The sequence below is a fragment of the Sphingomonas sp. SFZ2018-12 genome (genome assembly GCF_022496715.1).
Lineage (GTDB): Bacteria > Pseudomonadota > Alphaproteobacteria > Sphingomonadales > Sphingomonadaceae > Sphingomonas.
Genome location: NZ_WTFM01000001.1, coordinates 884,492 through 898,437, shown reverse-complemented (window position 1 = coordinate 898,437; position 13,946 = coordinate 884,492). Strand labels below are relative to the sequence as shown.

13 protein-coding genes, 1 tRNA gene and 1 other RNA gene are annotated in these 13,946 nt (G+C 67.7%); 3 read left to right on the top strand and 12 right to left on the bottom strand.

Going from position 1 to position 13,946, the window contains the following annotated elements; all coding sequences use genetic code 11:
- Positions 1-55 precede the first annotated feature (55 nt).
- The 5 genes from GO308_RS04165 to GO308_RS04145 are packed head-to-tail and all read right to left on the bottom strand — an operon-like array spanning position 56 to position 6,086.
- Positions 56-415, bottom strand: coding sequence for a VOC family protein (locus tag GO308_RS04165; protein ID WP_240883998.1), 360 nt, complete (start codon positions 413-415; stop codon positions 56-58).
- A 6-nt stretch (positions 416-421) separates the two neighbouring features.
- Complete coding sequence (locus GO308_RS04160; protein WP_240883996.1) at positions 422-3,259, bottom strand: valine--tRNA ligase; 2,838 nt, start codon at positions 3,257-3,259, stop codon at positions 422-424.
- A gap of 55 nt (positions 3,260-3,314) precedes the next feature.
- On the bottom strand, positions 3,315-3,893 hold the full coding sequence (locus tag GO308_RS04155) for a DUF2497 domain-containing protein (protein WP_346768991.1): 579 nt from the start codon (positions 3,891-3,893) through the stop codon (positions 3,315-3,317).
- 28 nt (positions 3,894-3,921) lie between these two features.
- A complete protein-coding gene (locus GO308_RS04150) occupies positions 3,922-5,406 on the bottom strand; it encodes a TolC family outer membrane protein (protein ID WP_240883989.1) in 1,485 nt (494 codons plus the stop codon).
- A gap of 11 nt (positions 5,407-5,417) precedes the next feature.
- The gene (locus GO308_RS04145) at positions 5,418-6,086 is read right to left on the bottom strand and encodes a protein-L-isoaspartate O-methyltransferase (protein WP_240883987.1); all 669 of its coding nucleotides are present in this window, start codon (positions 6,084-6,086) and stop codon (positions 5,418-5,420) included.
- A gap of 173 nt (positions 6,087-6,259) precedes the next feature.
- Here GO308_RS04145 and GO308_RS04140 point away from each other — a divergent pair.
- The 3 genes from GO308_RS04140 to GO308_RS04130 all read left to right on the top strand — a co-directional run bounded on the left by GO308_RS04140 (position 6,260) and on the right by GO308_RS04130 (position 7,867).
- Positions 6,260-6,333 (top strand) — tRNA-Cys (locus tag GO308_RS04140).
- A gap of 81 nt (positions 6,334-6,414) precedes the next feature.
- Positions 6,415-7,293 (top strand): XdhC family protein, encoded by an 879-nt coding sequence (locus GO308_RS04135; RefSeq protein ID WP_240883985.1) that lies wholly within the window; start codon positions 6,415-6,417, stop codon positions 7,291-7,293.
- Positions 7,268-7,867 (top strand): NTP transferase domain-containing protein, encoded by a 600-nt coding sequence (locus GO308_RS04130; protein ID WP_240883983.1) that lies wholly within the window; start codon positions 7,268-7,270, stop codon positions 7,865-7,867. The genes GO308_RS04135 and GO308_RS04130 overlap by 26 nt, the downstream gene beginning before the upstream one ends.
- 48 nt (positions 7,868-7,915) lie before the next feature.
- On the opposite strand, the gene GO308_RS04125 is transcribed toward GO308_RS04130, so the two are convergent.
- From GO308_RS04125 to GO308_RS04095, 7 genes are all read right to left on the bottom strand, one after another.
- Positions 7,916-10,105 carry a xanthine dehydrogenase family protein molybdopterin-binding subunit gene (locus GO308_RS04125; RefSeq protein WP_240883981.1) on the bottom strand — a complete coding sequence of 730 codons (2,190 nt, stop codon included), beginning with the start codon at positions 10,103-10,105 and terminating at the stop codon, positions 7,916-7,918.
- Positions 10,102-11,088, bottom strand: a complete 987-nt coding sequence (locus tag GO308_RS04120; RefSeq protein WP_240883979.1) for a xanthine dehydrogenase family protein subunit M — start codon at positions 11,086-11,088, stop codon at positions 10,102-10,104. Before GO308_RS04120 ends, GO308_RS04125 begins: the two co-directional genes overlap by 4 nt.
- Positions 11,085-11,597, bottom strand: coding sequence for a 2Fe-2S iron-sulfur cluster-binding protein (locus tag GO308_RS04115; protein WP_066551297.1), 513 nt, complete (start codon positions 11,595-11,597; stop codon positions 11,085-11,087). The genes GO308_RS04120 and GO308_RS04115 overlap by 4 nt, the downstream gene beginning before the upstream one ends.
- A gap of 124 nt (positions 11,598-11,721) precedes the next feature.
- The gene (locus GO308_RS04110) at positions 11,722-12,030 is read right to left on the bottom strand and encodes a hypothetical protein (RefSeq protein WP_066481778.1); all 309 of its coding nucleotides are present in this window, start codon (positions 12,028-12,030) and stop codon (positions 11,722-11,724) included.
- Entirely contained in the window at positions 12,027-12,566 is a 540-nt protein-coding gene (locus GO308_RS04105; RefSeq protein ID WP_240883977.1) for a DnaJ domain-containing protein, read from the bottom strand. The genes GO308_RS04110 and GO308_RS04105 overlap by 4 nt, the downstream gene beginning before the upstream one ends.
- Before the next feature lie 64 nt (positions 12,567-12,630).
- Positions 12,631-13,010, bottom strand: an RNA gene (gene rnpB / locus GO308_RS04100) — RNase P RNA component class A.
- A gap of 13 nt (positions 13,011-13,023) precedes the next feature.
- Positions 13,024-13,713 carry an N-acetylmuramoyl-L-alanine amidase gene (locus GO308_RS04095; protein ID WP_066481782.1) on the bottom strand — a complete coding sequence of 230 codons (690 nt, stop codon included), beginning with the start codon at positions 13,711-13,713 and terminating at the stop codon, positions 13,024-13,026.
- Positions 13,714-13,946: the final 233 nt, after the last annotated feature.

The following is a 13,946-nucleotide window of genomic DNA, read 5'->3' as shown; positions in this document are numbered from 1 at the left end:
AGCGCGCGGCCAGTGGCAAGCCGCCTCGCCGATCGCGGACGCGCACGCCCGTCGGTCAGGGGTAGTGGCTGACCTCGATCCGCATGCCGTCCGGATCCTTGAAAAAGGTCGCGGTGCTGTCGCCGAACGCCTGGATATCGGGCACCTCGAACCCCGCGGCCGCCATGCCGGCGCGCACGGCGTGCAGGATGTCGAGCGTCGGCGCGGTGAAGCCGAGATGGTTGAGCCCCGGGCCGTAGCGCGCGTAATCGCGCGTCTCCGGCTCGGCCTGCTTCAGGTCGATATAAACCCCGTCTTCATTGCCCCAGACGTGATCGCGCGACTTGGTGAAGCCGATCAGCCCCAGCATCGCGTCATACCAGGGCAGGCTCGTTTCGAGCGAGCGGACCATGATGACCAGATGATCGAGCTTCATGTTTTCCTACCCCAACCTGGCCAGCGCCGCCGCCAGCCGCTCGGCCTCGGCGGCCTTCTCGGCATGGTCGGCGCGGGCTTTTTCCACCGCCTCGGGCTTGGCCCGCGCGACGAAACTGGGATTGTCCAGCCGGCCGGACAAGGCATCCCGTTCTTTCTGCGCGGCTAGAATTGCTTTCGACAGCCGCGCGCGCTCGGCATCGAGATCGATAACGTTCTTCAGCGGAATGGCGTAAAGTCGGCCTTCAACAGTAATTTGAATCGAAGCCTCTGGTTTACCTTCAAGAGGTGAAGTCAATATAGAAGGCCTTACCCGCGCGAGCCGCTCGATAACTGCAGCGTTTTGCATCAATTTTGCTTCAGCGGCTTCATCTTTCTCGGTCTGGTAGATTAGCGTTTTCGCCCCCGGCGGCACATTCAGTTCGGTGCGTGCCGCGCGAATTTCGCTCACCAGCCGGATCAGCCAGTCGACCTCACGTCCAGCCTCCTCATCCACCGCAATACCATCCACCTCAGGCCAGTGCGCCACGATCAGCTCGCCGTCGCGCGCGCCCAGCGCGTGCCACAGTTCCTCGGTGATGAACGGCATGAACGGGTGGAGCATCACCAGGATCTGGTCGAGCACCCAGCCGGCGACCGCGCGGGTCTCATCCGCCTCGGTCCCCTCCCCGCGCTCGCCCGGCGCGGGGGACAGGACCGGCTTGATCAGCTCCAGATACCAGTCGCAGAAGCGGCTCCATACGAATTGATAGATCGCATTGGCCGCCCCGTCGAAGCGCAGGTCGGCCAGCGCTTGGTCGAGCGCGCGGACCGTCGCCACCGTCTCGCCGATGATCCAGCGATTGACCGCGAGGGCCGCGGGCGGCGGCGCGATGCTGGTCGACGCGCCGATCCCGTTCGCCTGGGCGAACCGCGTGGCGTTCCACAGCTTGGTCGCGAAGTTGCGATAGCCCTCGACGCGGGCGACATCCATCTTGATGTCGCGGCCCTGGCTCTCCATCGCCGCCATGAAAAAGCGCAGCGCATCCGCGCCATATTGATCGATCAGGCCGAGCGGATCGACGGTATTGCCTTTCGACTTCGACATCTTCTGCCCGTCGGCGGCGCGGACCAGCCCGTGCAGGTAGAGCGTGCGGAACGGCACGTCGCCCATGAAGTGCATCCCCTGCATCATCATCCGCGCATCCCAGAAAAACAGGATGTCGAAACCGGAAATCAGCACGTCATTGGGGTAACGCCCGTTGAGGGTCCCTAGCCCTCTCCCCTCAAGGGGAGAGGGAGCATCGCCCGGCCACCCCAGCGTCGCGAATGGCCACAGCGCAGAAGAGAACCAGGTGTCGAGGACGTCCTCGTCGCGAGTAAGCGCGACGTCCTCGCCGGCCTCGGCTTGCGCCTCCGCCTCGGTTTCTGCGACGAAAACGCGACCATCTTCGGCAAACCACGCCGGTATCCGATGCCCCCACCAAAGCTGCCGGCTGACGCACCAGGGCTGGATATTCTCCATCCAGTTGAAGAACGTCTTCTCCCACGTCTTGGGGACGATGTTGATCCGCCCGTCGCGCACCGCCTCGATCGGGCCCTGCGCCAGCGTCTTGGCGTCGACATACCATTGGTCGGTCAGCATCGGTTCGATCACCACGCCCGATCGGTCGCCGATCGGCTGCATGATCGTCTTGTCCTCGACCTTGATCATCAACCCTTCGGCGTCGATGTCGGCGACCACGCGCTTGCGCGCTTCGTATCGGTCGAGTCCACGATAGGCTTCCGGCACGAGGTTGAGCGCGTCGATTTCAGCAGCGCTTGCCGGTGCGCCCTTCGCGATTTCGCGCGCGCGCGCGGATGCGAGTGCATACGCAACACCGTCGACCCGCATCGCAGCGACTTCGTCCATCAACCGGTACATTGGGATGCCGTTGCGCTGCGCGACGCCATAATCGTTCTCGTCATGCGCTCCGGTGATCTTGACGGCGCCGGAACCGAATGCGGGATCGGGATAGCTATCGGTGATGATCGGAATTGCGCGACGATGCTCGCGAGGCCCTACCGGAATCTCGCAGAGCTTGCCCACGATCGGACGATAGCGTTCATCGTCCGGGTGGACCGCCACTGCGCCGTCGCCGAGCACAGTTTCGGGCCGAGTCGTCGCAATCGAGATATAGTTGCGCTCCTCTTCCAGAGTGACATTCCCGTCCGCGTCACGCTCGACGTGGCGATAGGTCTCACCCCCCGCCAGTGGGTATTTGAAGTGCCACATGTGCCCCTGCACTTCGCGCGCCTCGACCTCGAGGTCGCTGATCGCGGTCTTGAGCGCGGGATCCCAATTGACCAGGCGCTTGTCGCGGTAAATCAGCCCGTCGCGATACAGATCGACGAACACCTTCAGCACCGCCTTGCTGAAGCCCGGGTCCATCGTGAAACGTTCGTTGGCCCAGTCCATCGAACAGCCCAGCCGGCGCAGCTGGCCGGTGATCTGGCCGCCGCTTTCCGCCTTCCACTGCCACACCTTCTCGACGAACTGCTCGCGCGTGTAATTTGTGCGCTTGTCCTGCCGCTCGTTCAGCTGACGCTCGACCACCATCTGGGTGGCGATGCCGGCATGGTCGGTGCCGACCACCCACAAGGCATCCTTGCCGCGCAGCCGCTCATAGCGGACCAAGATGTCCTGCAGCGTGTTGTCGAGCGCATGGCCGATATGCAGGCTGCCCGTGACGTTGGGCGGCGGATTGACGATCGTCCAGGGCTCGGCACCCGGCCGCTCGGGGCGGAACAGGCCGTTTCTTTCCCAATGGGCATACCAGCGGCGCTCGATCTGCGCGGGGTCAAAGGTCTTGGCGAGTTCGGTCATGGCGGCCACGCCATAGCCTGACGGCGCGGCGTGGCAAGAGCGCGGCGTTAGTGCGTCAGCCGTTGCGGCCGGCGATCCGGGCGATTTCGCGCGCCACCATCGCCTCGACCATTTCGGGCAGGTTCGCGTCGAGCCAGTCGCGAAGCATCGGGCGCAGCATGTCGCGCACCAGATCCTCCAGCGTCTCGCCCGCCGGCGATTGCGGCGCGACGATCACGCGCGACAATGCCTCCAGCGAACGGCTGGTCGCGCGTGCCGCCTGATCCGACACGATCGTCGCTGCCGCCGGCGCGGCCGCATCCGCAGGCAGCGGTGCCGCTGTGGCTGCCGCAGCCTCACCGTTCCGGCGCGCATTGACGGAGTCGCCGGCTCCCGCCTTGGTGGGCGCGGGGCGCGGTGCCGCGGGCCTGGCGGCGGGTGACGGCGCGTGGACTTCCTCGCTCAGTTCGAGGACCGCATCGTCCGGATCGGCAGCGTTGGTCGGGGCGGCAACGGGTGCGGGCTCACCCGCGCCGCGCGGCAGCTTGCGTCCACGCGTGCCACCGGCGGTGCCGTCGCTTTCCTCGGCGATGATGCGCTTGATCGACGACAGGATGTCCTCCATCGAGGTTTCGCCGCCCAGGTCGCCCATCATCCCGATCCCAATTTCGCCGCCAACGCGCCTATCTGTCGGGATTTGCGGGGCCCGTGTCAACGCCACGCTGCAGCTCGGGATCGAGCGGCTTGGTGACGACCGGCGTCTGCGCCGGCGTGTTCGCGGTGCTGCTCGCGACCGGCGCGGCACGCGCGCCGTCGCTCCAGTCCCACAGCCCGCCGCGCACCCGGCGATAATTGACGTCGGGATCGTAAAGCGGCCCGCCGTCGAGGCCCAGGTCGCGCGCCTCCGCCCGGCCCATCGCCGCCAGCAGCGCGAAACCGGCGACATAGGCGTCGCGGCGCGCGGTCACCAGCGTCACTTGCGCATTGAGCAGCTCGCGCTCGGCATCCAGGATGTCGAGGATCGTACGCGTGCCGACGCTGTTTTCGGCCCGCACCCCTTCAAGCGACAGCCGGTTCGCCGACACTTGCGTCTCCGCCGCCTCGATCACGCGCAGCGACGATTGCCAGTTGGCGAAGAAGGCGCGCGCCTGCTCGATCACCGCGCGTTCGGTCGCGGTCACCTGCTCGATCGCGACGCTCTCCAGCGCCCGGGCCCGGCGGACGTTCGCGGCCGGTGCGCCACCCTGATAGATCGGGATCCGCATCTGCACGCCCGCGCTCGCGCCCGAGCCCGAATTGACGCTGACATTGCCGGCATTCTGGGACGATAGGTTGTTGAAATAATTGCCGCCCAGGAACGTCGAAACCTGGGGCAAACGCTGCGCACGGGCGGCACGCGCGTCGAAACCGGCCGCGTCGCTGTTATGGCGCGCCGCGATCAGCGTCGGATTGTTTTCCAGCGCGGCCGCGACGGCGGCATCGGCGGTGTCGGGCAGCCCGGGCAGCGGCGGCGGCTGTTCGAGCGATTCGGGCGCCACGCCAACGGTGCGGATATAGAATTCACGGCTCGCGATCAGCGTCGCCTCCGATCCGCGCAGCTGGCCGACCGCGGCGGCCAGGCGGGCCTCGGACTGCGCCACATCGGTGCGCGTGACGTCGCCGACATCGAACCGGTCGCGCGTCGCCTGCAAATTGACCTCGAGCGCGCGGACATTCTGACCGTTGAGCTCGACGATCGCCTCGTCGCGGATGACGTTCAGATAAGCCGCGACCACGTCGGTGAACAGCTGCGCCTCAGTGCCGCGCAGGTTGGCGCGTCCGGCCTCGACCCGGGTCTTGGCCGCGCGCACCGAATTCTTGACCGCGCCCCCGGCATAGAGCGGAACGCTGAGACTGGCCTGCCCCGTCACCGATCGGGCGGGGGCAAAGAACTGATTGGCGGCCTGCTGGAAATCCTCCGAATAGCGCGCATCGACCGCCGCCGAAGGCAATCCGTCCGCGCGGGCAAGCGGCACCGCCTCGTCCGTCGCGCGCAGGCTGGCGCGCTGGCCGGTGATCGTCGGATTGGTCGAATAGGCGCGGACCAGGGCGTCACGCAACGTTTCGGCGCTGGCCGGGCCGACAGCAAGCACCGCCACGCCGGCGAAAAGGAGAAGACGGTGTCTCATCATGCCCGATTTCAGAAGGTGAAGCCCCTGGGCCGCTCGAACCCCGGCAGCACCACGCACTCGACATCGGCGAAATCGACCATGCCAAAGCCGCCCTGGCTCCGCTGGCCGCGCGCCAGCCGCGTGACGCCGCGATCGACGATCCCGGTGACGATGCGCCCGTCGGGGCGACACTGTTCGACGAAGCCGTCGGGCAGCCGTTCGACCGCACCGTCGATCACGATCACGTCATAGGGTGCGCCCGCCGCCCAGCCCTGGTTCAACGGCCCCTCGACCAGTTCGACATTGCCGATGCCGGCCAGCGCGGCGCGCGCCGTCGCCGCCAGATCCGCCGATTCCTCCACCGCCACGACATGCGCCGCCAGCCGCGCGAGCAGCGCGGCGGCATAACCGCCAGCGGCCCCGATCAACAGCACGCGATCCGCCGGCGCGATCTCGGCCGCGACCAGCAATCGCCCGGTCGCCAGCGGGTCGTTATGCATCCGCCCCGCACCCAGCGGCAGCGGACGGTCGCGATAGGCGACATTGCGCAGATGCGCAGGGAGAAACTGTTCGCGCGGGACACTCGCCATCGCGTCGACGACTCGCGGATCATTGACCGAATTCGTCCGCAGCTGACTGTCGACCATCGCCTGGCGCGCGGTCGCGAAGGAAAGCGTCTGGGGAGCAGTCTCGATCATTATTGGCCTCTGTCGCACAGCTGTATTATCGATGCAATACACATCCTGCTACATTGGCTTCTAATGATATGATTTCACGTCGCCAAGCGCGCGTACGATTGTTTTTCGCAGTCGCCGTCCGGAACCAAGGGTTGACACTGCGTGCGGCCCCGCGCATCTCGCGCGCCTGCTTCGGCCCGATGGCGGAGTGGTGACGCAGCGGACTGCAAATCCGTGCACGCCGGTTCGATTCCGGCTCGGGCCTCCAAGCATCCGGCGCGATCGGCGAAGGCCGCTTCACGCGGTTTAGCCCTTTGCAAATGGTGCTGGCGCGCTATCGCGTCCGACGATGTCGTTGACCGATCCCGCCCTGCCCGCATGCCTGTCGGGGGAAGACCCGGGGGCGGTGGACGAGGATCATCTGGCGCTCGCAGCCGCCTGTGCGCCGGGCGTCGCCCTGTGCACCATCGTCGGCATCGACGGCAGCTTCTCCCGTCGTATCGGCGCGCAGCTTGCGATTCGGCCGGACGGCAGTTTCGCCGGCAGCCTGGCCGACGGTTGCCTGGAGGCGCAGCTGCGCACCGATGCCCAGGGTGCGACGACGCCCGTCGTCCGACGCTATGGCCGGGATTCGGGCGTCGTGGATTTTCGCCTGCCCTGTGGTGGCGGCCTCGACATCCTGATCGACCCGGTGCCCGACCGCGCCGCTTGCGCCGCCGCGATGACGGCGCTCACGGCGCGGCGTGCCGCAACGATTTCGCTGCCGCCCAATCCGTATCTCGGCGCGCGGCGCTATCTGCCGTGTCTCGCCATCCGCGCGTTCGGCGAGGGGCCGGAACTGGGCGCGCTCGAACGCATCGCCGCGGCAGCGGGCGTCGTGTGCCAGGGGGTTGAGAAGTCCGGCCTGTCGCTGGGCCGCCGAAGCGGCCTGCCGGACGCCGACCGCTGGACGGCGATCGTCATGCTGTTCCACGACCATGAGTGGGAAATCGCGCTCCTCGACGAAGCATTGGCGAGCGACGCCTTCTACATCGGGGCGCAGGGCGGCTTCACCGCGCGCGCCGCACGCCTGGAAGCGTTGCGGGAGCGCGGCGCCGACCCGGTCGCGCTCGCCCGCGTGCGCAGCCCGATCGGCCGACCCTCGGGCAGCCGGTCGCCCCAGACGCTGGCACTGGCGATCCTTGCCGAGGTGGCGGGGGAATATGAGCAGCTCCGGACCTACCCCTGACCCCGCGCCCGCGTTCGCGCTGCTGGCGGCGGGATCGGCGCGCCGTTTCGGCGGCGGCAAGCTCGTCGCCGACCTGCTCGGCAAGCCGCTCTGGCGCTGGGCCGCGGACGCCGCGGACAGCGCCGGCTTCAAGGCCAGATGGCTGATCCTCTCGCGTGAGACGGCGGCTGATATCGGTCCCGTGGCAGCTGACTGGGGGGTAGCGATCAATCCCGACGCCGGCAGCGGCCTCGCCACCTCGATCGCGCTCGCCGCCCACTTGGCCGCGCCGCACCCACGGCTCGTCATCGCGCTGGCCGACATGCCCTGCGTCACGCCGTCCCTGCTCGGCCAGCTGGCGCGCGCGCCGGGCACGGCCTTTACCCGCTACGCCTCGGGCCGGCCCGGGGTCCCGGCGGCATTCGACGCCAGCGACTTCGCCAGGCTCATGCGGCTCAACGGCGATCGTGGCGCGGCGGCGATCGACTGGGAATCGGCAACGACGATGATCGACCCGCCGTCGACCGACGCGTTGCTCGATGTCGATACGCCCGCGGACCTCGATCGCGCGGCGGCGATCCTGGCGCGGCGCTGACCCTGCACCGGCGGGCAAGAATGCCCGCGGCGACCGGCATCGCACCCGTCAGTCGGGCATCGCGGCGAGGATCCGGTCGGGCGTCATCGGGAACGCCAGCACGCGCGCGCCGCACGCATGGTAGACGGCGTTCGCGATCGCCGCCGCGCCGCCGCACATGCCCAGCTCGCCGATCCCCTTTGCCTGAATCAGGCTCGCCGCCGCGTCGCGTTCCTCGACAAGGACGACGTCGATGTCGGGAATGTCGCGATGAACGGGCACGTGATATTCCGCCAGGTCGCAGTTGACGAGGTGGCCGTCGCGCGGATCGAACGCCAGCGCCTCGGTCAGCGCCACGCCGATACTCCAGGTGATACCGCCCAGACATTGCGAGCGCGCCGTGGTGGGATTGAGCACCCGCCCGAACCCGAACGCGCCGGTCATCCGGTCGATGCGGGTTTCGCCGGTGAAGCGATTGACCCGGACCTGGGCGAAGAACGCACCGAATCCCGCGGCAGTGAACGCGTCCTCGATCTTGCCGGGTTCGTAATGCCCCTCGCGGACGATGTCCGCACCGCTCAGCAGATCGGTCAGCGATTGACCCGAAGCCGTCCGGCCACGCGTGAGCTGAAGCTCGCGCTCGGACACGCCGGCGCGGCTCGCAAGGTCCTCGCGGATCGCCTGACAGGCGACATAGACCGCCGATCCGATCGACGCCGCGCCCCAGCTTCCGCCCGAACCCGGCCCGCGCGGGTGACGCGTATCGCCCAGGTCGACCAGAATGTCGGCCGGATCGAGGCCCAGCATCTCCCCGACCAGTTGCGCCAGGATCGTGTAGGTCCCGGTGCCAATATCGGTCATGTCGGTTTCGACTCGCGCGGTGCCGTCGCGTTTCAGCGTGACGCGCGCGGTCGCCGCCTGGACATTATGCACGCGCGCGGCGCTCGCCACCCCCGTGCCGATCCACCATTCGCCGTCGCGCGTCTGACGCGGCCGCCGCGGCGATCGGTCCCATCCGAACGCCTCGGCCCCCTTGTTCAGGCATTCGGCAAGCGTATGCGAGGAAAAGGGCAGGTCCTTCTCCGGATCACGCGCGGGAATATTCCGCAGGCGAAGCTCGACCGGATCGATCCCGACCTTTTCCGCCAGAATGTCCATCGCCGCCTCCAGCGCGGGCATGCCCACCGCCTCGCCAGGCGCGCGGACGGAGCCCGCGGTCATCCGGTGGATGCGCGCCAGATCGAGCGAAAGCTCGCGGTTCTCGGCAGCATACAGGAAGTGCGACGATTGCAGCACCGGCTCCGCAAAGGCTTCGCCGGGGAGGTTCGAGACCAGCGCATGATGGCCAAAGCCGATCAGCCTGCCTGTCGCATCCGCCGCCAGCCGCAGCCGCTGGGTCGTTTCCGACCGGCGCATGATCCCCTGAAACACCTGCTGCCGCGACAGGACGACGCGAACCGGACGACCGAGCTGCATCGCCGCGATCGACGCGGCGACGACGTCCTGACTGATGCCGAGCTTAGAGCCGAAGCCGCCCCCGACATAGCGCGAGACGAGCCGGATCCGGTCCTCATCCAGATCCAGTGCGTCGGCAAGCTCGCTGATGTTGTAGTTCAGCATCTGGAGCGATGCGTGGACGGTCAGCCGCTCGCCGTCCCATTCGGCAATCGCGGCGTGCGGCTCCATCGCCGCCGAGGCATGGCCCTGGGTGGTATAGGTGACATCGACGCTATGGGTGGCCTCGCGCATCGCCTGGGCCAGATCACCCCGACTGACCGCGTCGTCGGTCTGCGCTTCGGCATCGACCGCTGCCGGATCGACGGGCGCATCTGGGTCGGCGCGATATTCGACCTGGAGTCGTCGCGCCGCGTCGCGTGCCTGTTCAAAGCGCTCGGCGACGACCAGCGCGATCGGCTGGCCCCAGTAGCAGACCTGCCGGGGCGACTGCGCCGGAGCCTTGTCGGCGGTGCCCTGGGCGGGTCGCGTGGTCAGTCGCGCGTCTTCGATCACCGCCAGCACCCCCGGCAGGGCAAGTGCGTGGTCCGTGTCGATCCGAACGACGTCGCCGCGCGTGATCGTCGCGGTCACGAGCACGCCCTCGGCACAATTCGCGACCGGATATTCGGCGGCATAGGGCGCGGTGCCCGTCACCTTCGCCAGTCCCTCGATGCGCGGGTGCGGCTTGCCGAGCACGCCCTGACCCATCTGATCCAGGCGATTGTCGGTCGCGGGCTCGTCCTGCCTGAAGCTGACGCTCATCGGGCCGTCTCCGTCACCTGGCTAAGGACCGCGTGCAGCGTGCGCCGCGCGAGGGTGACCTTGAACGCGCTGTCACTGTCGGTGCGTGCGCCGTCGAGCAGGATGTCCGCGGCGGCGTCGAACAGCTCGGGCGACGGCGCCTGGCCGATCAGCGCGTCGCCGATGCGCGGATCGTGCCACGGCTTGTGCGCCAGCCCGCCAAAGGCCAGATCGGCCCGGCTGAACCTGCCGCCGTCCAGCGCGACGATCGCGGCGACCGATACCAGCGCGAAGGCATAGGACGAGCGTTCGCGCACCTTCCTGTAAAGCTGTGTCGCGCCGACCGGCGGCGGAAGGGTGACGGCGGTGATCACCTCGCCCTGCGCGAGCACGGTGTCGCGCCATGGCGTATCGCCGGGCAGGCAATGAAAGGCGCGAACGGGGACGGAGCGTTCCCCACCGCCCGCCGAACGGAGATGGACGGTCGCGTCCAGCGCGCTCAGCGCCACCGCCATGTCGCCCGGATAGGTCGCGATGCACTGGTCGCTGGTGCCGAGGATCGCGTGCAGGCGGGCCACGCCGCCGATCGCGCCGCAGCCGGTGCCGGGCTGCCGCTTGTTGCACGGCTGGTCGATATTGGTGAAGTAATAGCATCGCGTCCGCTGGCACAGATTGCCGCCGGTCGTCGCCTTGTTGCGCAGCTGCTGGGTCGCCCCGGCAAGGATCGCGCGGGCGAGCACCGGATAATCGCGGCGGACCCGCGGGTGGACCGCGGTTTCGGTGTTGGTCGCCAGCGCCCCGATGCGCAGCCCGCCATCGGGGCTATCCTCGATTTCGCGAAAGCCGACATGGTTGATGTCGGCCAGCTGTGACGGCGTCGCGACCTGCAATTTCATCAGGTCGAGCAAATTGGTTCCGCCCGCGATGATCGCCGCCTGCGCATCGCGGGCGATTTCGATGGCGTCGTCGATCGCATGCGCGCGACGATAGTGGAATGTCCTCATGCCCCGCGCTCCCCGACAACCTCACGGATGGCCGCGATGATGTTGGCATAGGCGCCACACCGGCACAGATTGCCGCTCATCCGCTCGCGCAGCTCCTCGTCGGTGACATGGAAGTGGTCGGCATCGAGCGCACCGGTCGCATCGCTCGGCCACCCGTTGCCAAGCTCGTCGAGCATTGCGGTCGCGGCGCAGATTTGACCCGGGGTGCAATAGCCGCACTGAAACCCGTCATGCTTCAGGAATGCCTGCTGCAGCGGCGACGGCTCGGTCGGCGTGCCGATCCCCTCGATCGTCGTCACGCTTTCGCCGGCATGCATCGCCGCCAGCGTGAGGCAGCTGTTGATGCGGATGCCGTTGACGATCACCGTGCACGCGCCGCACTGGCCGTGATCGCAACCCTTCTTGGTGCCCGTGAGGCCGAGGTCGTGTCGCAGAAAATCGAGCAACGTCGTGCGTGGATCGTCGGGCAACGCCCGCTCCGTCCCGTTCACGGTCAGTGTCTCCGCCACGCAAGCATCCTCCCCGGCAATGGCTGCCTGGAGGTTAAAGGGCTTGGGCGCGCGTTCGTTCCACGGACCGGCCGAACATTTGCGCACAAGCGTGCCGACACCGGCAGCCGCGCTCGGCGTAGCGCTATTTGGGCGTGATCAGGCCGAGCTCGCGCGCGACGTCATCAAGGTCGGCACCGGCCGGTACCAGGTTCCAGACGCGCGCGTCGGCGCCGTTGACGACGGTCACCGCGCCGCGCGGACACACGCCCAGACACCGAACTTCGACCACCCCGGCGGTGCCCTTGCGCCCCTTTTTCAGGCCCAGATGCTTGCGCAGCGCCTTGGCGAGCGGGGTGCGGCGCTTGGGGCCGAAACCGCCGTCGAGCTTCTTCGAGCATTTGGCACAGACGAGGATCGCATTCGACCATTGCGACCGGACCTGCCGCTTCATCGGCCACCCTTGAACGTCCGGCGCTCCTCAGCCGATCTCAGCACTTCATAGGCGGTCTGGATCGCCTGAAACCGCGTCGCGGCCTCCGCATCGCCGGGTTTGACATCCGGGTGATTGGCCTTGGCCAGCCGCCGCCAGGCGACCTTGACCGTCTCGAAATCGGCGTCGGTTTCGAGCCCCAGCACATCGAGCGCGCGCATCTCGTCGCGGCTGCGCGAACCGTCGCCGGGGCCGCCCCAGCCATAATGGCTCGCCTCGGCATAGCCATTGGCCTCACGCTGCTCATTGTCCTCGCGGCGCTTGGCTTCCTCTTCGCTCAACCCCTCGAAATAATTCCAGTTACGGTTGTATTCGGCCGCGTGCGTTTCACAGAAATACCAGCGTTCGCGGCTGTTGGGCGATTTGGGCGCGGGCCGGTCGCCCGGCTGGTCGCACCCGTCGCGATCGCACATCCGCACCGTCACGGCTTCGCGATCGGCACCGTAAGCGCGCCAGCGGGGAAACCCCCAATCCATCGAACGTGACGATCGGCTCATGCGACTCCAGATAGGCAGGCGCGCGCGCAATGGCCAGTATGGCCGAACGTCCACCCGCCGATGCACTGCCAGAGGGCCTGTAAGCCGGGTTCTGTCCACCCCCTTCCTCGCGGTCGGGGGATGGGCGACCATTCCTCTGGGACGACGCTCGCGCGCCGCCTCAAGCAACCAACCCGGACGACGCGCCGGAACGAGGCGCATATGCCGTCCCTATTCGGTCTTGCTCCCGGTGGGGTTTGCCATGCCGTTCCCGTTGCCGGGCCCGCGGTGCGCCCTTACCGCACCCTTTCACCCTTACCCTGCCAAAGCGGGGCGGTCTGCTCTCTGTGGCACTTTCCCTGGGGTCGCCCCCGCCGGGCGTTACCCGGCACCGTCGTTTCCGTGGAGCCCGGACTTTCCTCGACCCCGGATCAAGTCCGGAGCCGCGGCCGCCCGGCCCTCTGGCAGTGGGGGTTACCTAATCATCTCCCTGCGGTTTGGGAAGCAGAAGCGCGAGCAGCAGCATCCGGCATTCGGCGTCGACTTCGCCGTCGATCATCTCGGGGCGGAAGCGGCGCTGGAACGCGCGGATCGCGGCGACGGGGTCGCTGACGTCATAGCCGAAGCGCTCGAGCGCGAGGAGGAAACCGCCCTCGCTCCAGCCCGGATCCATCAGGTTGCGGGTCGGGCGCGGCAATGCAAGCCGCAGCCGCGCCAGCTTTCCCCAGGGAAACAGCTCGCCGGGATCCTGCTTGCGCGCCGGGGCGACGTCCGAATGGCCGACGATGTTGCCGCGCGTGATGTCGTAGCGGTCCTTGATCAGATGGACGAGGCGGATGACCGAAGCGATCTGCGCGTCCGGGAAATCGCGATAGCCGAACTCATGGCCCGGATTGACGATCTCGATCCCGATGCTCGCCGAATTGACGTCGGTGATGCCGCGCCAGTGCGACCGCCCCGCATGCCACGCGCGCTTGTCCTCATCGACCAGCCGCAGGATCGCGCCATCCTCGTCCACCACATAATGCGCCGACACCTTGGCTTCCGGGTCGCGCAGCCGGGCGACGGCGCTGGCTGCGTCCTGCATCCCGGTATAGTGCAGCACGATCATCGTGATCGGCAGCTGCCGGTCATCGAAATTGGGCGAAGGCGCGTCGATCATGTCCATGACGACAGGACGCTGGCGCGCCGGGCGGGCAAAGGCAAGTGGGGGGCGCAACGCGTGCTACGCGATGTTGCCGCCTTCCGCTTACCCGTGAGGGACAAGCGCATCACTTATTTCTTGTCGTCACCCCGGCCTCGTGCCGGGGTCCACCGCGCCGGCTAACGCGACACTTCGCGGGTTAACGTCGCACGCCATCCAGCAACCAACCTTGCCATGCCATGATCAAATGCCAGCGC